The organism is Streptomyces sp. NPDC057136, assembly GCF_042670885.1.
Taxonomy (GTDB): Bacteria; Actinomycetota; Actinomycetes; order Streptomycetales; family Streptomycetaceae; genus Streptomyces.
Map to the genome: position 1 here is coordinate 369056 of NZ_JBHUUV010000001.1, position 18606 is coordinate 387661.

An 18606-nucleotide genomic window follows, 5' to 3' on the forward strand; every position below is an offset into this window, starting at 1 on the left:
GGCCCCCGGCGGGTGATCCGGCCCTCGCTCGGTGCGTCGATCCCGGCGAGCCGCAACAGGGTCGGCTTCCCCGTGCCGTTGGCACCCTCGATCCGGACCAGGGCCCGCGCGGGCAGTTCCATGTCGATCCCGCGCAGGACCCAGGGGCCGCCGAGGCCGTACCGGCGGCCCACGCCTCGCAGCCTCAGTTGGCCGACGCCTTCTCGGGCCTGACCTCGCTCGGCCGTACGATCACGAATCCCTCGCCCTGGAGCATCAGTTGGACGGCCTCGCCCGAGCCACCGCGCACCATCGAACCGAAGCTCTGCGAGCGGTGCAGGGACGTGGTGAGCCGCTCGCTCCATCCGACGACCGCGTCCGTGTCGACGTACACCGGCTGCGCCGCCGTGACGGGGATCACCAGCGGCTGCCCCTCACATATCAGTCCGAGCTTCCCGTAGCCGCTGAAGACGCTGTTGAAGAGGCCGCCGCCGGTCATCCCGGCCCCCTTCACGGTCTTGATCTCGTACGCCAGGGTGGCGTCGAAACACAGGACGTTACGGCCGTTGACGGTCAGGACGTCGCCCTGCTCCATCTCCACGATGAAACAGCTCGCCGCCTCGTGGGCGAACCACGCCTCGCCCTGGCCACGGACCGCCATGAGCGGCAGCCCCTCGCCGGTGACCGCGCGCTTGAGCATGCCGCCGATGCCCTGGCCCTTGCGCTCGAACTGGAGATTGCCGCGGAAGGCGATCATCGAGCCCTGGCGTGCGTGCATCTCACCGTTGACGGCGTACTTGATGGACTTGCTGTTCTGCAGGGTCATTCCGGGGACGGTGGCCGGCTGGACCATGTGCTCGCTGGAAAAGAGATCGCTCTTCATGCGGAGCATCCTCACCCGGAGCCTTTCGTTCCGCCAAGGAGCGGGTGACGGGTGCCTGGCAGACTGGGCGGGTGAGCAGCAACGACATCCCCGCATCCGAGTCCGCCGGCACGTCCCCTGCCGGGTCCGTTCCCGCGGACAGTCCGTTCCGGACGGAGCCGACCGTCCGCGACGAGGCGCCGCAGTTCGTCCTGCCGCTGGTGGTACACATCGAGAAGACGGCGCCCCCTGCCCGTACCGACGCCCTGCGGACCGCCGCCCGTGCGGTGCTCACGATCCTCTCCGACGAACGCTCGCTCGACGAGGGCGAGTGGGCAGAGGTCATGCGGGACTGGCAGGACGCCCGGATTCGCAAGGTGGTGCGCCGGGCCCGCGGCGCGGAGTGGCGCAAGGCGTCCGCGCTGCCCGGGATCACGGTGACCGGCGACAGCGCCGAGGTGCGGGTCTTCCCGCCTGTGCCGTTGGACGGCTGGCCGAAGGAACTGGCCAAACTCCAGGTGTCGGGCACGGATCTCGACGACCCCGAGCCCCCGGCCGCGCCCGACCCGGCCGGTCCGGTGCTGTGGCTCAACCCCGACCTCGACATGTCGGCGGGCAAGACCATGGCCCAGGCCGGACACGGCGCCCAGCTCGCCTGGTGGGAGCTTCTCGACACCGAGCGCAAGGCGTGGCGCGAGGCCGGCTTCCCGCTCGCGGTGGCCACCCCGGACGCGGCCCACTGGCGGGAGCTCACCGTGAGCGGCCTGCCGGTGGTGCGTGACGCCGGGTTCACCGAGATCGCGCCGGGCTCCTGCACGGTGGTCGCCGACCATCCTGCGCTGCACCGCTGAGTCAACCACCCGGACCGAAGTCCCGGACTTGCCGCTCGCGACCATCACTGGCTGTGATGGATCCGGTGGCGTCCTGGGTAGGCATGCTTGCGACTGACGCCGCCCAGGTCGCTGCCTCGTTACAGGCGGTCAGGGTCGCCTCAAGCGCCGACGCCTGCACGGGCGTCGGCAGCAGCTTGACCCGCACCACCAACTTCATGCCGCTAACCTGTCGGTGATACAAAACGGACGGATCCGTACACCTTTCGCCCGATCAAGCGACCCGCCACACAGGCGTTCGCTTCGGTGAATCCGCATCCGGAGGGTGGCGGTGCAGGCACTTCATACCCGGAGACAGACCTGTGCGACGCTCCGCCGCAACAGGCCAGATCGATTCCTCCGGCAAGCCCTGTGCTCCTCGCAAGAATCCTCTGAACATCCCTGCGCACACTTACGTACCTCCCGATACTGCCGTACCGGCATTACTGCCAAGTAGCCTGCACGGCGAGTTCAGTTGGCGGTTGATTCGACGCTGTCACGCATCGGCCCGGGAGACACACCTTGTTGCGACGCATCAACGGAACGGCCCTCATCATCGCGGCACTTGTCGCCACGCTCGGCGCGCTCGCCTTCCCCGTGTGGTCGTACGCCGACCGCTCGGGCACCGGCGAGGCCAAGCTCAACGCGTCGAGCGTCGCCACCCAGTGGGGCCCGCTCTCCGCGACCGACCGGGACTTCCTGGTCAAGGTGCGTCTCGCCGGGCTGTGGGAGCTGCCCGCCGGACAGCAGGCAATCCAGCGGGCGCCGAGCGAGGCGACGAAGGCCGCCGGAGACCACCTCGTGGTGGGTCACACCGATCTGGACCGGCGGGCCCGGGACGTGGCGGCGAAGCTCGGGATGGAGCTGCCGAACCAGCCCACCGCCCAGCAGCAGGGCTGGCTGCAGGAACTCACGGCGGCGAGCGGCGAGGAGTACGAGCGGAAGTTCGCCAATCTGCTGCGGGCGGCGCACGGCAAGGTCTTCGCGCTGATCGCCCAGGTGCGGCACACCACCCGTAACGCGCTGATACGGCAGCTGGCGTCGGACGCCAACCAGACGGTGCTCGATCACATCACCATGCTGGAAGGCACCGGATTCGTCGACTTCGACGGACTGGCGCGCGAAGCGGCGGGCACCTCGACGGCCAGTCCCTCGGGCCCGTCCGTGTCGTCCGGCGGCGCGGTCCCGCAGGTTCCGGTACCGGTCACGCCGACCGGGGACCAGTCGTTCACCTCACGTCCGGTGCCCCCCACGATGATGCCGATGCCCTGACGGGTCGCGCTCACCGGGAACCTCAAATCAAGCTCTGAACGTCCCCCTGTTCGGATTCACCACCGCTCGCCGGGGCCATCACTCCTGCACGAGCGGACCGAGGGGGACACACATGAGGCTGGGAATCGGGATCGGCTGGCGGCCGGAGATCGCCGACGCCGTGGCGACGCTGCCCGGGATCGACTGGGTCGAGGCGGTGGCGGAGAACATCTGCACCGGCCATCCCCCGGACGCGCTGATGCGGCTCAGGGCGCGCGGGGTCACCGTCGTCCCGCACGGCGTCTCCCTAGGGCTCGGCGGGGCGGACCGGCCCGACCCGGGCCGCCTCTCGGACCTGGCGGCGCGGGCCACCCTGCTGGGTGCGCCGCTGGTGACGGAGCACATCGCGTTCGTACGCGGCGGGGGGCCGCTCACCGCGTCGCCGAGGCTCGAAGCGGGCCACCTGCTGCCCGTGCCCCGCACTTGGGACGCCCTGGACGTCCTGTGCGAGAACGTACGGATCGCGCAGGACTCGCTGCCCGTGCCGCTGGCCCTGGAGAACATCGCGGCGCTGATCTCCTGGCCGGACGAGGAGCTGACCGAGGGGCAGTTCCTCGCCGAACTCGTCGAGCGCACCGGGGTCCGGCTGCTGATCGATGTCGCCAATCTGCACACCAACCACGTCAACCGCGGCGAGGACCCGGCCACGGCGCTCGACGAGCTGCCGGTCGAGGCCATCGCGTATGTGCATGTGGCGGGCGGCGTCCAGAAGGACGGTGTCTGGCACGACACGCACGCGCACCCCGTGACGCAGCCCGTGCTCGACATCCTCACCGAGCTGCGCTCGCGGGTCGACCCGCCCGGCGTCCTGCTGGAGCGCGACGACGACTTCCCGCCCGCCGCCGAGCTGGCGGGCGAGCTGACGACGATCCGCGCGACCCTGGACGCCGCGGCGGCTTCCTCCCCGGCCGGGGAGGTGCGCCCGGAGGCCGTACGCCCCGAGCGGGCCGCAGCCCCGGTGGAGGGCGCCCGGGACCGCAGCGCCGTCGCACAGACCGCCCTGCTCTCGGCGCTCGTCGCCGGCACCCCCGCACCGGAGGGCTTCGACCACCGGCGGATCGGGGTGCAGAGCCGGGCCCTGGCCGCCAAGCGGGCCGGCGTCGTGGCGAAGGTGGCCCCGGAGCTCCCGGAGATCCTCGGCGACGGCTACCGCAGGGCGTTCGTCGACTACGCGAGGACCCACGCGATGTCCGACGGGTACCGTCGCGACGCGGTGGACTTCGCCGAACGGCTGCTGATCGACGGACTCCTGGCGGACAACGCGGCCCGGCGCCGGCTGACCCGCTGGTGGCAGGACTGCGTCGATCCGCGTCCGCCCCGCCGCACCGTCCGACTCGTCCGCGCGGCCCGTGCCGCTCTCGTGGGGAAGTGACCCGATGAACGCTCTCGCCATCCTTCTGACGCTCGCCGTGGCCGTCTCCTCGGCGCTTCTGATCGCCCGTACCGTCGCCGCCGGCCGCTCCGTCACGGGAGCCGACAGCCCTGTGCACGACCTCTACGAGGCGGCGTTCCTCAACGGCGGCCCGGCCAGGGTGGTGGACACCGCGCTGACCGCCATGTACACGGACGGACGGCTGACCATCGGCGGCCCCGGCATCGTCGCCGTCCTGCGGAACGAAGCCCACGATCCGGTGGAACGAGCCGTGCTCCAGGAGCTCGCCGCGGCCCCGAGCGGCGCCCTGAACACACTGCGGGAGGCCGTGATGCGCCACCCGGCCGTACAGGAGACAGGCGACGGCCTCGCGGCGCGCGGACTGCTCGTCTCCCCGGGCACGAACCGTCCACGCCGCACGTGGGCACTCGTCCAGGGCCTCGGCTGCATCGCGGCTTTGCCGGTCGGTCTGGCGCTCACCTTCTTTCAGTACACCCTGCACGAGGGCTATGCGGACATCCCGTTCCCGTTCATCGTCAAGGTGCTGCCCGCCCTGCTGGCCGGCGCCGTGATCGGCATGGTCGTGGCGTCGTCCGCCCGCTCCAGGATCACCAAGGCCGGGCGGCGGGCGGCCGACGGCTACCGGGCCGCGCACGCCTATGTGATGACACCGGCCCACCTGGTGGCCACGCTGGGGCTGCGCGCGCTGCCCGATCCCGAACTCCAGGCCCAGTTGGTCGCCGCGGCACGGGCCAGGACCTACGGTCCGCACAGGCCGTCGGCGTCCACGACGTCCTCGGATCACTCCGCGGCCCTGCTCGTGCCGGCGGTGTGGTGCGCCGGGGCCGGTCCCGGCAGTGCGAGCTGCGGAAGTTCCGGCGGAGGCGGCGGGGGCGGCTGTGGCTCCGGCTCCGGCGGGTCGACCTGCAGTTCCGGCTGCGGAGGGAGCAGCGGCGGGGGCGGAGGCTCCAGTTGCGGCAGCAGCAGCGGGTCGAGCTGCGGCGGCAGTTCCAGCAGTTCCAGTTGCAGCAGCAGTTCCGGCGGCTCCAGTTGCAGCAGCAGCAGTTCCTGAGCGCAGACCGAAACCGGCCACGCGTACCAACGGGCGGACCACATCGCATCCATATCGTGAACAGGGCATGGCGCTTCGTGCCCCTCTCGCATAGAAATCCGGCATGCTCTGGGTCTTGTTCCTGCTGGTCGCGTGGGCTGTGGCGGCCCTGTCGTGTCTCCGCCTCTGCCTCGCTACCGCGGCGGCGCCCCCGCAAGCCGCCGCGCCGGAACCCGCACGCCACACTCTGAATCTGTACGAGACGGCCTTCCTGGCCGGCGGCCCGCACCGGGTCGCCGATCTGGCGCTGGTCTCCATGCATCTGCGGCGCCGGCTGCTGCTCGCCCACACCGGCTGGGCAACGGTCGTAGACCCGGAGGGCCGCGACGAGGTCGAACGCACCGTCATACGGGCCATCGGGCCGGAGGGCCAGTCCCGGATAGCGCCGATACGGGCCGCCGCGGCTGCCACCGACGCCGTACGCGCCCTCGCCGACCGGCTCGTCGCCGCGGGGCTGGCCGTTCCGCACGGGACCCGTACGGGCGTCGCGTCGGCGGCGCGTGCGGTGCGCGCTTCGGCCGTGCTCGTCGTGGTGCTGGCCGGCGCCGCGGTGCTCCTCCCCGGCCGGCAACCGGACGGCGCGGGCCCGGTGGTGGCCTGGTTCGGGCTGCCGCTCGTGCTCACGCTGGGCTGTCTCGCGATCGCCCGCGTCGAGAACCATCCGTACAGCCCGTGGGCCTCCCCGTCCGGACAGCAGTGGCTCGACTCGCTGCCCGCCCCGGTCTCGGGCGCGGACCGTGACCTGCTGGCGGCGGTGGCCGTCCAGGGGGTGCGCGCCGTGGAGGACCCCGCGCTGCGCGCGGCCCTGACGGGGCGGCGCACCGGCTGGTCGGCCCATCCGGGGCATTACATATGACATTGCAGTGTGGTGCTTTACATCGCTGATCAAGCGCCCGACCATCCCCTTCGGCTTCGCGGGCCCCACCGGCCCCACCGGCTGTACGAAGGGAACGCGCGTGAGAGCAGCAGCGCTGTACGGAACCATCGTGTGCATGGCCCTGTCGGTCGTGTCCGCTCCCGCGACACCCGCCATGGGCCTCGACCGCACGACACCCGCGTCCGCCGGCGCCGCCGAGGCCCGCGGCACCCAGCTCGCAGCGGCCCGCGCCGCAGCCACCGGGATCGCCTTCGGGCCGTGTCCCGAGGAGGAGATGCTGCCCGATTCCCTCCGGTGCGGGACCGTCGCCGTCCCGCTGGACTACGCGGCGCCGTACGGCCGGCAGATCGAACTCGTCGTCAGCCGCGCCCCGGCGACGGGCGACGCGGACGAGCACCAGGGCTCGTTCGTCTACAACCCGGGCGGGCCCGGCGCGTCCAGCATCACGTTCCCGCTGGTCGGTGAGTTGCCGGAGTGGAAGAAGATCGCTCGCGCGTACGACATGGTGGGCTACGCCCCGCGCGGTGTCACGCCCTCGGCTCCGCTCTCCTGCCAGGACCCCGCCGAGTTCGCCAAGGCGCCGGCCGCCTTGCCGGTGCACCCCTCAACGACGTACAAGCAGCGGCGCATCGAGCAGGCGAAGGCGTACGCGGACGGCTGCGCGCGCGACGCGGGTCCGGCGCTGCGGCACTACACCTCGCTCAACAACGCCCGTGATCTGGACGTCCTGCGGGCGGCGCTGGGTGAGCGGAAGCTGACGTTCATGGGCGCCTCGTACGGCACGTACTTCGGGGCGGTGTACGCCACGCTCTTCCCCTCCCACGTCCGGCGCATGGTCTTCGACTCGGCCGTCGATCCGGCCCCGGGCCAGATCTGGTACCGCTCCGGCCTCGACCAGTCGCTGGCCTTCGAGTCCCGCTGGGAGGACTTCCGCACCTGGGTCGCCAAGCACGATTCGGTCTACCACCTCGGCACCGACGCCGGGGCGGTGCAGCGGAGTTACGACACCGTGCGTACGGCCGTCGCCCGGCGGCCCGCAGGCGGGAAGGTCGGGCCCGCGCAGCTGCACTCCGCGTTGCTCGGCGCCGTGTACTACGACGACTACTGGGCGATGCGTGCGACGGCGCTCTCGGAGTACGCACGGGGCAATCCGATTCCGCTGACCGATCAGGCGTCACCCTGGGCGGCGGCCGCCCGGGACAACGAGAACGCCAACGCGGTCTACACGGCGGTCCAGTGCAACGACGCGGCGTGGCCGACGGACTGGCGGGTGTGGGACCGCGACCACACCGCGGTCGCCGGGATCGCCCCGTTCGAGACCTGGGCCAACGCCTGGATGAATCTGCCGTGCGCCTACTGGCCCGCGCCCCGGCAGGAACCGGTCGACGTCGGTACGGAGTGGGGCGAGCTGCCCCCGGTCCTGATCCTGGCGGCCGAACGGGACGCGGCGACACCGTACGAGGGGGCCCTGGAACTTCAGCGGCGGCTGCGCGGCGCGGCGCTCGTGACGGAGCGGGACGCCGGTTCGCACGGCATCGGCGGCAGCAGCAACGCCTGCGTCAACAGGCATCTGGAGACGTACCTGCTGACCGGAAAAACACCGGTGCGGCGCGCGGAATGCGCGCCGCACCGGGAGCCGAACCCGGTGTCGCTGGAACGACGGGCGGGGCAGGAAATGCCGGTGCCCGTCGTCTGATCTTCCGGGTTGGGGTGGTCGGGAATCGCTGGCTATGCGAGCCCGGCCACCAGGTCTGCGACCGACTTACGACGCCCCGTGTAGAACGGGACCTCTTCGCGGACGTGGAGCCGCGCCTCGGAGGCACGCAGGTGACGCATGAGGTCGACGATGCGGTACAGCTCGTCGGCCTCGAACGCGAGAAGCCACTCGTAGTCGCCGAGGGAGAAGGAGGCAACGGTGTTGGCGCGGACGTCCGGGTAGCCGCGGGCCATCTTGCCGTGGTCCGCGAGCATGCGACGACGGTCCTCGTCCGGCAGCAGGTACCAGTCGTAGGAGCGCACGAAGGGGTAGACGCTGATGTAGTTGCGCGGCGTCTCGTCGGCCAGGAAGGCCGGGATGTGCGACTTGTTGAACTCGGCGGGGCGGTGCAGCGCCATGTTCGACCAGACCGGCTCCAGGGCGCGGCCCAGCTTGGTGCGCCGGAAGAGGTTGTACGCCTCCTGGAGCTCGTCGGCGGTCTCGGCGTGCCACCAGATCATGAGGTCGGCGTCGGCCCGCAGCCCGGACACGTCGTACGTCCCGCGCACGGTGATGTCCTTCGCGGCGAGCTGGTCGAACAGCTCCTGGACCTCGTCGGCGTAGCCGGCGCGGTCCAGCGGCAGCACGTCGCGCAGCTTGAAGACCGACCACAGGGTGTAGCGGATGACCTCGTTGAGGTCCTTGGCCTTCTTGCCGGCGTTCGGGGCCTTTGATGTCTCAGTCTCAGCAGCACTCATACGGCTATTGTCCCGCCTCGCTCCGAGTGCCCTGAACCAGGGGTGGGGTGTCGATGATCTCCCCCGCGATGTCGCGGGCGATCTCGTCCGCCGCGCGGTGGGCGCTCGCGATGCAGGCCGGGATGCCGACACCGTCGTACACCGCTCCGCAGACCCGGAGTGCCGGCAGTTCGGCGACCTCCTCGCGGATGCGGGCGACGCGGGTGAGGTGGCCGACCGGATACTGCGGGAGGCCGCCGATCCACCGGGTGACCTCGGTGTCGACGGGCGTCGCCGCGAGTCCGGTCGCGGCGGCGAGATCGCGCAGGGACACGTCGACGAGCTCGGCGTCCTCGCGGTGGAGGTGGTCCTCCTCGCCGTACCTGCCGACGGACGTACGCAGGACGAAGAGGCCGGGCGCGGAGTCCGCCACCCACTGCCACTTGTGGCTGGAGAAGGTGGACGCCTTGATCGTGCGGCCGTCGACCGGCGGTACGAGGAATCCGGAGCGCCCCTGGAGCGCCTCGGTCGCCGCGATGTCGGAGCGCCGGAACGCCATGGTGATGAGCGCCATCGAGGCGTACTCGACCCCGGCCAGTTCGGCGGAGGCGGCCGGGGACTCGGCGGCGAGCAGTGTGGAGGCGGACCAGGCGGGGGTGGCCAGGACGATCCCGTCGGCGGTGATCACACGGGTGTCGGTGCGGACGTCCCAGCCCGCGGCGGTCCGGGTCAGGCCGAGCACGGGCGTACGGGTCAGGATCTCGGCTCCCCCGGCGCGTACGGCGTCGGCGACGGCGTCGGGCAGGGTGCCGATGCCGCCGTCGATGCCCTGGAAGACCGGCCCCGTTTGCTGCCGGGCTGCGGCCCTCTCCTGGGCACGCCGTACGCCGTCGAGCAGTGAGCCTCCCTCCTTCACCACGTCGAAGAGCTGCGGTACGGCGGCCCGCATCGAGATCCGGTAGGCGTCGCCCGCGTACACCCCGCCGAGCAACGGCTCCACGAGCCGGTCGACGACCTCGCGGCCGAGCCGGTCGGCGACGTACGCACCCACGGCGACGTCGTCGCCGACGGGGGTGGGGGTCAGGTCGCGTTCCTCGGCGATCCGGGCGAGGCCCGCCGGGGAGAGCACTCCGCTGAGCGCCGCCGGGTCGCCGGGGACGCCCATCAGGTGACCCTTGGGCATGGGACGCAGTGCGTCCCGGGTCCACACCGATGCGGTGGCGGTGGCGGGCGGCTGGAGACGGTCGCCGAGTCCGACGGCCCTGGCCAGTTCGACCGCCTCGGGGCGGCGCGCGAGCATCGACTCCGCGCCGAGGTCGACCCGCGTCCCCGCGATCTCGCCCGTCATGAGCTTTCCGCCGACGCGGTCCGTCGCCTCCAGGAGCGTGACCCGCAGCCCGGTGGTGAGCAGCCGGTGCGCGGCGGCCAGACCGGCGATGCCGCCGCCGATGACGACGACATGACCCGTGCGCGTGTTCACGCGCTGATGAGAACCCTGCATGGGTCCACTCTCTCAAACCCGTACCGAGTCCCGACCGTGACCGCATCGAAACCGCTGCCAGGCAACCCGCACCGGGGTCCCGTACGTCGAACCGGCAACGTCAACCACCACCCTGGGGGGACCAGTTATGGACACCAGACTGCACACAGGCCGGACCCGGCGCACCACAGCGGCTCTGGCCGCGGGGATGCTCGCCACCCTGCTGGCCGTCGGCGGCTGCGGTGCCGGTTCCGGCGACAACGGGGCCGACAAGGGCATCGCGCAGTCGGACTCGAAGGAGGGTGGCGCAGGTTCGGCGGCGGACAGGTCCGGGGGGAAGTACGCCGACGGCTCCAAGAGCGCGGCGGAGGCCGACAAGCCGAAGTCGGCCGTCACCCACGTCATCCGCACGGCCACGCTGTTCGTCGAGGTGAAGAACGTACCGAAGGCGGTGGCGGGGGCCCGGGCCACGGCGGAGGGCGCCGGGGGGCTCGTATCGAACGAGACCACGGAGCGGATCGACGACGAGCACGAGAGCTCGCACCTCGTGCTGCGCGTGCCCGAGGACCGGTACGGGGATGTCCTGCGGAGTCTCGCGGGTTCCGGGAAGCTCCTGTCGCGTACGTCGAACGCGAAGGACGTCACCGACGAGGTCGTCGACGTCGACAGCCGGATCGCCACCCAGAAGGCGAGCGTCGCCCGGGTCCGGAAGCTGATGGACCAGGCCGAGAAGCTCTCCGACGTGGTCACGCTGGAAGGTGAACTGAGCAGCCGCCAGGCGTCCTTGGAGTCCCTCCTCGCCCAGCAGGCCGGCCTGAAGGACCGCACCTCGATGGCGACGATCACGCTCGACCTCGTGGAGCCGGATTCCCCGGCCGCGAAGCAGGGCGACGACGAGCCGGGCTTCCTGGACGCGCTGGGAGGCGGCTGGGACGCGTTCGTGACGATGCTGCGCTGGGTCGCCATGGCGATCGGGGCGTCGGCCCCGTTCCTCGCAGTGGCGGCGATCGCCCTGCTGGTCTGGCGCCGCCTGCGCCGCACCCGGAAGAGCCCGGCAGCCGGCCCGCAGTCGAGCCCGTCCGTGGCCACGTCCTCCGACCCGTCCGAAGCGACGCATTCGAGCCCGTCCGGCGATTGAGGGCACAGCGGGGCCGAAGGCCGAGCAACCCGCACAACGTCGTAGCGTTGGCCACTGGACACGCACGGCGAAGGGACCCGGCATGGCAGCGGAGCGACTGGTCGTCATCGGAGGCGACGCGGCGGGCATGTCCGCCGCGTCGCAGGCCCGCAGGTTCAAGGGGCCCGGCGAACTGAGCGTCGTCGCTTTCGAACGGGGCCACTTCACCTCGTACTCCGCCTGCGGCATCCCGTACTGGGTGGGCGGCGACGTCGAGCAGCGGGACGACCTCATCGCCCGTACGCCCGAGGAGCACCGGGCCCGCGCCATCGATCTGCGGATGCGCACCGAGGTGACGGAGATCGACGTCGCCGGACAGCGGGTGCGCGCCGTGGACCGGGACAGCGGCGAGACGTCCTGGACGGGCTTCGACAAGCTGGTGATCGCGACGGGCGCCCGCCCGGTCCGCCCGGAACTGCCGGGGATGGACGCCGAAGGTGTCCACGGGGTGCAGACCCTGGACGACGGGCAGGCACTGCTGGACTCCCTGGACCGGGCGCCGGGCCGGCGTGCGGTCGTCGTCGGCGCGGGCTACATCGGCGTCGAGATGGCGGAGGCGATGCTGAACCGCGGCTTCGAGGTCACCGTCCTCAACCGCGGGGCGCAGCCGATGGCGACGCTCGACCCGGACATGGGCCGCCTCGTGCACGAGGCGATGGACGGCCTGGGCATCACGACGGTGAGCGGTGCGGCGGTCACGAAGATCCTCACCGGCCCCGACGGCCGGGTCACGGCCGTCGCCACGGGCGCGGAGACCTACCCGGCCGATGTCGTGGTGCTCGGCATCGGCGTCACACCGGAGACGACACTGGCCGGCGCGGCGGGCCTCCCGCTCGGTGCGCACGGCGGGCTGCTGACGGACCCGTCGATGCGCGTCATGGGCCACGAGAACATCTGGGCGGGCGGCGACTGCGTCGAGGTCCTGGACCTGGTCTCGGGCCGGCTCCGCCACATCGCGCTGGGCACCCACGCCAACAAGCACGGCCAGGTCATCGGGGCGAACGTGGGCGGCGGCTACGGGACGTTCCCCGGAGTCGTCGGTACGGCGGTGAGCAAGGTCTGCGACCTGGAGATCGCCAGGACCGGGCTGCGGGAGAAGGACGCGAAGGCGGTCGGGCTGCGGTACGTCACGGCGACGATCGAGTCGACCGGCCGGGCCGGCTACTACCCGGGGGCGCAGCTGATGACGGTGAAGATGCTCGCGGAGTACCGCACGGGCCGGCTGCTCGGTGTGCAGATCGTGGGCCGCGAGGGGGCGGCGAAGCGCGTGGACATCGCGGCGGTGGCGCTCACCGCGGGGATGACCGTGGACCAGATGACGGCGCTCGACCTCGGCTACGCCCCGCCGTTCTCACCGGTCTGGGACCCGATCCTGGTGGCGGCCCGCAAGGCGAACGCGGCGGTACGTCAGGCGGGCACCGCCTGACGTACCGGACAGGGCGATCCGCCGGACAGGCCCTAGCGCGCCGTCTGCGTGTGCACGTACTCCACGAGCCGGGTCAGCGCGTCCGGGTCCATCGACGGCATGACCCCGTGGCCCAGGTTGAAGATGTGGCCCTCCAGGCCGGCAGCCGCGTCCAGCACCTCGCGGGTCTTCTCCTCCACCGCCGTGGTCGGAGCGAACAGCACCGCCGGGTCGAGGTTGCCCTGGAGCGCCTTGCCGGGGCCGACGCGGCGTGCGGCCTCGTCCATCGGGACCCGCCAGTCGACGCCGACGACATCCGCACCGGCCTGGCCCATCAGGCCGAGGAGCTCACCGGTGCCGACACCGAAGTGGATGCGCGGGACGCCGTACGACGCGACGGCGTCGAAGACCTTCGTGGAGGCGGGCAGCACGGAGCGCCGGTAGTCGGCGGGGGCCAGGGCGCCCACCCAGGAGTCGAAGAGCTGGACCGCCGACGCACCGGCCTCGATCTGGACCTTCAGGAAGGCGCCGGTGATCTCCGCGAGCCGGTCGAGCAGGTCGGCCCAGAGCTCCGGGTCGCCGTACATCATTGCCTTGGTGCGCTCGTGGTTGCGGGACGGGCCGCCCTCGACGAGGTAGCTCGCGAGAGTGAACGGTGCTCCGGCGAAACCGATGAGTGGAGTGGACCCCAGCTCGGCGGTGAGCATGCCGATGGCCTCGGTGACATACGGGACGTCCTCGGGCGTGAGGTCGCGCAGCCGGGCCAGGTCTGCGCGGGTACGGATCGGCTCGGCGATCACCGGGCCGACCCCGGGCTTGATGTCGAGGTCGATGCCGATGGCCTTGAGCGGGACGACGATGTCGCTGAAGTAGATCGCGGCGTCGACCTTGTGGCGGCGCACGGGCTGCAGCGTGATCTCGGTGACGAGCTCCGGCATCATGCAGGAGTCGAGCATCGCGATGCCCTCGCGGACCTTCAGGTACTCGGGAAGCGAGCGCCCCGCCTGTCGCATGAACCAGACCGGGGTGTGCGGCACGGGTTCACGCCGGCATGCCTTGAGGAACGCCGACTCATGGGTGGCGGATGACGTCGTCTGCTGGCCCGAGGATGGGGTATCCCCTGCTCGAGCGGAGTCGAGAGCTTGGGGAAGTTCGTTGGCACTCACGCCAAGAATCTTCGCATGACGGCGTAAGGAGCTTGTGCCGCCAGGGTGTCCCTCCCTGCGCGAGGCTCCGGTTCCGCCTACTCTTCCCCGCATGGCTCCGGCTCAGGGACAATATTCCGATCATTCCGATGGCGCTGACAGCAAGGACAGAACGGAGGAGGCATCCGTCCCGCCGGCGTTCCGGTCGGCGGTCGACGCGTTGCGCTCCGCGCGGCTCCGTCCAGAACTCGAGGTCGAGCCGACGAGGCCGCCTCAGCGCCTCGCTCCGCACGCGTACGCCCTGGAGGCGGCGGTCGTCGACGGCGAGGACGATCTCGCCGACGGCCGTCTCGTACTCCTGCACGATCCGTCCGGGCACGACGCCTGGCAGGGCACCTTCCGCCTGGTGACGCTCGTACGGGCGGAGCTGGAGCCGGAGATGGCTGCCGACCCGCTGTTGCCCGAGGTGTGCTGGTCCTGGCTGACGGGGGCGCTGGACGCACGCGGTCTGTCGTACGGGGAGGCGGGCGGCACCGTGACGCGCGCCGGATCGCACTACTTCGGTGCGCTCTCCTCGCGCCGACCCGCGACCCAGATCGAGATCAGGGCCTCCTGGACGCCCCGCGAGGGGCGCGGCGGGGTCCCGGACGCGGCGGCGCACCTGGTGGCGTGGGGTGATCTGCTCTGCCAGATCGCCGGGCTGCCGCCGTCGGGGATTTCCGAGGCAACAGTGGTGACACTGCCTCAGTGGCGAGGACCCCAGCTTCCATAACGCTGTGTCACATTGATCGCACATTCACCGGCTCTCTTTTCGTACAATCGATCGCGCGTCCTATTTGCCCGAATTGTTACTCACCAAATCGTGATCTTCCTCTAAAGGAGGACGGGTCTGCTGCCGAAGAGGTCAATGACCCTTCAAGCACGGTTCGCCCCGGCTTCATCCCCGAGCCGGCCCGTCCCGCCACTCCCCAGGAGGCCTGGTGTCCGTTCTCCTCGAGCAGCCCGCAAGCCTGGTCGCCTACCGCCCGAACAAGCCGACGGCCATGGTCGTCGTCGCCGACCCCCGTGTCCGTTCCACCGTCACCCGGCACCTGTGGGCACTCGGAGTTCGTGACGTCATCGAGGCGTCGTCCATCGCGGAGGCCCGTCCCCGAATCGGCAACCCGCGCGACATCTGCGTTGCCGAGGTCCACCTGCCCGACGGTTCCGGGCTGACCCTGCTGTCCGAGACCCGAGCCGCGGGCTGGCCGAACGGCCTTGCCCTCTCCGCCGCCGACGACATCGGTGCCGTGCGCAACGCCCTCGCGGGCGGCGTGAAGGGCTATGTCGTCACCGGCACCCGTACGAACATCGGCCACCCCACCCGTCCCGGCGTCGCACCGATCGGCGCCAATGCCGCCCGTATGCACCGTCGGCCTCCCGGTTCCCCGAGCCACCCGGGCGGCTACCGCGAACTGTCAGGCCGCGAGGTGGAGGTGCTCCGCCTGGTCGCCGAAGGCCAGTCCAACAAGGCCATCGGCGTCTCGATGGGCCTCTCCGCCCTGACCGTCAAGTCCCATCTCGCCCGCATCGCCCGCAAGCTCGGCACCGGAGACCGCGCAGGAATGGTCGCCGTGGCCCTGCGGACGGGCATCATCCACTGACCGCCACTGCCCCGGCCGCCACGTGCACGGATGCGGCCCCGGCTGGAATACGTGCATCAGCGCCCGCCGACGGATCATTCCGTCGACGGGCGCTGTACATACACAGATACCCTTGACATGTGACCGACGCCCAAGAGACCGCAGAAGACACTTCACTGCGAACCACCGGGGGCGCTCCCCCGGACGACGTCGCCCCGGCGCCGATCCCCTTGCTCGAACCGCGCGAGGGCATTCCCCCGGTGGTGGCGTCCGACGACGCCCTGGCCCAGGTGATCTCCGCCTTCGCCGCGGGCACCGGCCCCGTGGCCGTCGACGCCGAGCGTGCCTCCGGGTACCGCTACGGCCAGCGCGCCTACCTCGTACAGCTGCGCCGTGAGGGCGCGGGCAGTGCGCTCATCGACCCGGTCGGCTGCCCGGACCTGTCGGGACTGGGCGCCACCCTCTCCGACAGCGAGTGGATTCTGCACGCCGCGACCCAGGACCTTCCCTGTCTGCGCGAAATAGGCATGATCCCCACCGGGCTCTTCGACACCGAGCTCGCCGGACGGCTTGCGGGCTTCCCGCGCGTCGGCCTCGGCGCGATGGTCGAGAGCGTGCTGGGTTACGCGCTGGAGAAGGGGCACTCCGCCGTCGACTGGTCCACCCGTCCCCTTCCCGACCCCTGGCTGCGCTACGCCGCTCTCGACGTCGAGCTGCTGATCGATCTGCGCGACGCCCTGGAGGAGGAGCTGGACCGACAGGGCAAGCTGGAGTGGGCCCAGGAGGAGTTCGAGGCGATCGCCTCGGCGCCGCCCGCACCCCCGCGCAAGGACCCGTGGCGCCGTACATCCGGCATGCACAAGGTGCGCCGCCGCCGTCAGATGGCGGTCGTGCGGGAGCTGTGGAACACCCGGGACCAGGTCGCGCAGCGCCGTGACATCTCGCCCGGCAAGGTCCTCGGCGACGGCGCGATCGTGGAGGCCGCGCTGGCGCTCCCCCTCACCGTGCAGGCCCTGACCGCCCTGCCCGGCTTCGGCCACCGCATGGGCCGCCGTCAGCTGGAGCAGTGGCAGGCGGCCGTCGACCGGGCCAGGGCGCTGCCGGAGTCCGAGCTCCCGCAGCCGGGCCAGCAGCTCGCGGGACCGCCGCCGCCCCGCTCCTGGGCGGACAAGGACCCGGCGGCCGCGGCCCGTCTGTCGGCGGCCCGCGCCGCGGTGTCGGAGCTCGCCGAGCGGCTGAACATGCCGCAGGAGAACCTGATCACGCCGGACACCGTGCGCCGGGTCTGCTGGGAGCCGCCGCAGAGCATGACGCCGTCCTCGCTGGAGGACACGCTCGCCGGTTACGGGGCGCGACGCTGGCAGATCGAACAGGTCTCCCCGCTCCTTTTCCGGGCGCTGAACACCGACGCCTGATCCCGCCCCTCCTGCGACACCGACACCCCTGGCCGACCGGCCGGGGGTGTTCTGTTGGTGCGGGAGGACACGGGAGCGGTCCGATCGCCCCTCGAAGAGGATCGAAATCACGCCAGGTTGACGGCGTCGCGCAATTTCGGTGCCGAGGGGCCGGACGATCACTGCCTGTGACCGCCGTGCGGCGACGGGCGTGTGACGTTCACCGCTCCGGTCGTGAGGGGTGGGCAGTCTGGTTACCCGCAAGTAGCATGAGGGCGGCGGCGCGCTTTCCCAGTGCGCCCCGCAGCAGTGCCATCCCGCACCCTGGAGGAGAGCCACCGTGCCTCGTACCATCCGGGACGTCGTCTTCGTCGACGGCGTCCGCACCCCGTTCGGCAAAGCGGGCCCGAAGGGCATCTACCACGAGACCCGCGCCGACGATCTCGTCGTGAAGGCCATCCGGGAGCTGCTGCGCCGCAACCCGGACCTGGACCCCGCGAAGATCGACGAGGTCGCCATCGCCGCGACCACGCAGATCGGCGACCAGGGCCTGACGTTGGGCCGTACCGCCGGAATCCTGGCCGGTCTGCCGCAGTCCGTCCCCGGTTACTCGATCGACCGCATGTGCGCGGGCGCGCTGACCGCCGTCACGTCGACGGCCGGTTCCATCGCCTTCGGCGCGTACGACGTCGTCGTCGCCGGTGGTGTCGAGCACATGGGCCGCCACCCGATGGGTGAGGGCGTGGACCCGAACCCGCGCTTCCTATCGGAGAAGCTGGTCGACGAGTCCGCCCTGTTCATGGGCATGACCGCGGAGAACCTGCACGACCGGTACCCCACGATCACCAAGCAGCGCGCCGACGAGTACGCGGTGCGTTCGCAGGAGAAGGCCGCCAAGGCGTACGCCGACGGCAAGATCCAGCAGGACCTGGTTCCGGTCTCCGTGCGCCGCACCAACGCCGAAGCCGGTGAGACGGGCTGGGGCCTGGTCACCGCCGACGAGCCGATGCGTCCGAGCACCACGATGGAGTCCCTGGCCGGTCTGAAGACCCCGTTCCGCGCCCACGGCCGCGTGACGGCCGGTAACGCCGCGGGTCTCAACGACGGCGCCACCGCCTCGCTGCTCGCCGCCGAGGACGTCGCCCGCGAGCTGGGCCTCCCGGTCAAGATGCGCCTCGTCTCGTACGCCTACGTGGGCGTCGAGCCGGAGGTCATGGGCTACGGCCCGATCCCGGCGACCGAGAAGGCCCTGGCAAAGGCCGGGCTCTCCATCTCCGACATCGGTCTCTTCGAGATCAACGAGGCGTTCGCCGTGCAGGTGCTCGCCTTCCTGGAGCACTACGGCATCGCCGACGACGACGCCCGTGTGAACCAGTACGGCGGCGCGATCGCCTACGGTCACCCGCTGGCCTCCTCCGGTGTGCGTCTGATGACGCAGCTGGCCCGCCAGTTCGAGGAGCAGCCCGAGGTCCGCTACGGCCTGACGACCATGTGCGTCGGCTTCGGCATGGGCGCGACGGTCGTCTGGGAGAACCCGAACTTCAACGGAGGCAACGCGTGAGCGAGCGA

General features: G+C 71.3%; 17 protein-coding genes. 12 read left to right on the forward strand and 5 right to left on the reverse strand.

The window, feature by feature from the left end:
- Window positions 1–184: 184 nt before the first annotated feature.
- Complete coding sequence (locus tag ACFT7S_RS01745; RefSeq protein WP_382725486.1) at window positions 185–862, reverse strand: AIM24 family protein; 678 nt, start codon at window positions 860–862, stop codon at window positions 185–187.
- A 71-nt stretch (window positions 863–933) separates the two neighbouring features.
- Between ACFT7S_RS01745 and ACFT7S_RS01750 the strand changes: the two genes are divergently transcribed.
- Window positions 934–1692, forward strand: a complete 759-nt coding sequence (locus tag ACFT7S_RS01750) for an aminoacyl-tRNA hydrolase (protein WP_382725488.1) — start codon at window positions 934–936, stop codon at window positions 1690–1692.
- A 1-nt stretch (window position 1693) separates the two neighbouring features.
- On the opposite strand, the gene ACFT7S_RS01755 is transcribed toward ACFT7S_RS01750, so the two are convergent.
- Window positions 1694–1891: a hypothetical protein gene (locus ACFT7S_RS01755; RefSeq protein ID WP_382725920.1), complete on the reverse strand. Its 198-nt coding sequence runs from the start codon at window positions 1889–1891 to the stop codon at window positions 1694–1696.
- A 344-nt stretch (window positions 1892–2235) separates the two neighbouring features.
- Between ACFT7S_RS01755 and ACFT7S_RS01760 the strand changes: the two genes are divergently transcribed.
- From ACFT7S_RS01760 to ACFT7S_RS01780, 5 genes are all read left to right on the forward strand, one after another.
- Entirely contained in the window at window positions 2236–2982 is a 747-nt protein-coding gene (locus tag ACFT7S_RS01760) for a DUF4142 domain-containing protein (RefSeq protein WP_382725895.1), read from the forward strand.
- A 112-nt stretch (window positions 2983–3094) separates the two neighbouring features.
- Window positions 3095–4393 carry a DUF692 domain-containing protein gene (locus tag ACFT7S_RS01765; protein WP_382725490.1) on the forward strand — a complete coding sequence of 433 codons (1299 nt, stop codon included), beginning with the start codon at window positions 3095–3097 and terminating at the stop codon, window positions 4391–4393.
- A 4-nt stretch (window positions 4394–4397) separates the two neighbouring features.
- Window positions 4398–5465 (forward strand): TIGR04222 domain-containing membrane protein, encoded by a 1068-nt coding sequence (locus ACFT7S_RS01770; protein WP_382725493.1) that lies wholly within the window; start codon window positions 4398–4400, stop codon window positions 5463–5465.
- 103 nt (window positions 5466–5568) lie between these two features.
- Entirely contained in the window at window positions 5569–6360 is a 792-nt protein-coding gene (locus tag ACFT7S_RS01775) for a TIGR04222 domain-containing membrane protein (RefSeq protein ID WP_382725495.1), read from the forward strand.
- 100 nt (window positions 6361–6460) lie between these two features.
- Window positions 6461–8077 (forward strand): alpha/beta hydrolase, encoded by a 1617-nt coding sequence (locus tag ACFT7S_RS01780; RefSeq protein WP_382725498.1) that lies wholly within the window; start codon window positions 6461–6463, stop codon window positions 8075–8077.
- A gap of 32 nt (window positions 8078–8109) precedes the next feature.
- Here the strand turns inward: ACFT7S_RS01780 and hemQ are convergent, their stop codons facing one another.
- Window positions 8110–8835: a hydrogen peroxide-dependent heme synthase gene (hemQ, locus tag ACFT7S_RS01785; protein WP_382725501.1), complete on the reverse strand. Its 726-nt coding sequence runs from the start codon at window positions 8833–8835 to the stop codon at window positions 8110–8112.
- Window positions 8836–8839: 4 nt separating this feature from the next.
- On the reverse strand, window positions 8840–10315 hold the full coding sequence (hemG, locus tag ACFT7S_RS01790; protein WP_382725503.1) for a protoporphyrinogen oxidase: 1476 nt from the start codon (window positions 10313–10315) through the stop codon (window positions 8840–8842).
- A 127-nt stretch (window positions 10316–10442) separates the two neighbouring features.
- Between hemG and ACFT7S_RS01795 the strand changes: the two genes are divergently transcribed.
- Window positions 10443–11432, forward strand: coding sequence for a DUF4349 domain-containing protein (locus ACFT7S_RS01795; protein ID WP_382725506.1), 990 nt, complete (start codon window positions 10443–10445; stop codon window positions 11430–11432).
- 82 nt (window positions 11433–11514) lie between these two features.
- Complete coding sequence (locus ACFT7S_RS01800) at window positions 11515–12897, forward strand: FAD-dependent oxidoreductase (RefSeq protein WP_382725509.1); 1383 nt, start codon at window positions 11515–11517, stop codon at window positions 12895–12897.
- Between the two features lie 32 nt (window positions 12898–12929).
- Here the strand turns inward: ACFT7S_RS01800 and hemE are convergent, their stop codons facing one another.
- Complete coding sequence (gene hemE / locus ACFT7S_RS01805) at window positions 12930–14042, reverse strand: uroporphyrinogen decarboxylase (RefSeq protein ID WP_382725512.1); 1113 nt, start codon at window positions 14040–14042, stop codon at window positions 12930–12932.
- Between the two features lie 91 nt (window positions 14043–14133).
- Here hemE and ACFT7S_RS01810 point away from each other — a divergent pair, with 91 nt between their 5' ends.
- From ACFT7S_RS01810 to ACFT7S_RS01825, 4 genes are all read left to right on the forward strand, one after another.
- Window positions 14134–14793, forward strand: coding sequence for a DUF3000 domain-containing protein (locus tag ACFT7S_RS01810; RefSeq protein WP_382725514.1), 660 nt, complete (start codon window positions 14134–14136; stop codon window positions 14791–14793).
- A 208-nt stretch (window positions 14794–15001) separates the two neighbouring features.
- Window positions 15002–15664 (forward strand): response regulator transcription factor, encoded by a 663-nt coding sequence (locus ACFT7S_RS01815; RefSeq protein ID WP_173316431.1) that lies wholly within the window; start codon window positions 15002–15004, stop codon window positions 15662–15664.
- A 119-nt stretch (window positions 15665–15783) separates the two neighbouring features.
- Entirely contained in the window at window positions 15784–17058 is a 1275-nt protein-coding gene (locus ACFT7S_RS01820) for an HRDC domain-containing protein (RefSeq protein WP_382725518.1), read from the forward strand.
- A 319-nt stretch (window positions 17059–17377) separates the two neighbouring features.
- The gene (locus tag ACFT7S_RS01825) at window positions 17378–18598 is read left to right on the forward strand and encodes a thiolase family protein (protein ID WP_382725521.1); all 1221 of its coding nucleotides are present in this window, start codon (window positions 17378–17380) and stop codon (window positions 18596–18598) included.
- Window positions 18599–18606 lie beyond the last annotated feature (8 nt).

Coding starts and splice junctions, on each gene's coding strand:
- ACFT7S_RS01745 (WP_382725486.1), bottom strand. CDS start 862: ATGAAGAGCGATCTCTTTTCCAGCGAGCACATGGTCCAGCCGGCCACC.
- ACFT7S_RS01755 (WP_382725920.1), bottom strand. CDS start 1,891: ATGAAGTTGGTGGTGCGGGTCAAGCTGCTGCCGACGCCCGTGCAGGCG.
- ACFT7S_RS01765 (WP_382725490.1), top strand. CDS start 3,095: ATGAGGCTGGGAATCGGGATCGGCTGGCGGCCGGAGATCGCCGACGCC.
- ACFT7S_RS01770 (WP_382725493.1), top strand. CDS start 4,398: ATGAACGCTCTCGCCATCCTTCTGACGCTCGCCGTGGCCGTCTCCTCG.
- ACFT7S_RS01775 (WP_382725495.1), top strand. CDS start 5,569: ATGCTCTGGGTCTTGTTCCTGCTGGTCGCGTGGGCTGTGGCGGCCCTG.
- hemQ (WP_382725501.1), bottom strand. CDS start 8,835: ATGAGTGCTGCTGAGACTGAGACATCAAAGGCCCCGAACGCCGGCAAG.
- hemG (WP_382725503.1), bottom strand. CDS start 10,315: ATGCAGGGTTCTCATCAGCGCGTGAACACGCGCACGGGTCATGTCGTC.
- ACFT7S_RS01795 (WP_382725506.1), top strand. CDS start 10,443: ATGGACACCAGACTGCACACAGGCCGGACCCGGCGCACCACAGCGGCT.
- ACFT7S_RS01800 (WP_382725509.1), top strand. CDS start 11,515: ATGGCAGCGGAGCGACTGGTCGTCATCGGAGGCGACGCGGCGGGCATG.
- ACFT7S_RS01810 (WP_382725514.1), top strand. CDS start 14,134: ATGGCTCCGGCTCAGGGACAATATTCCGATCATTCCGATGGCGCTGAC.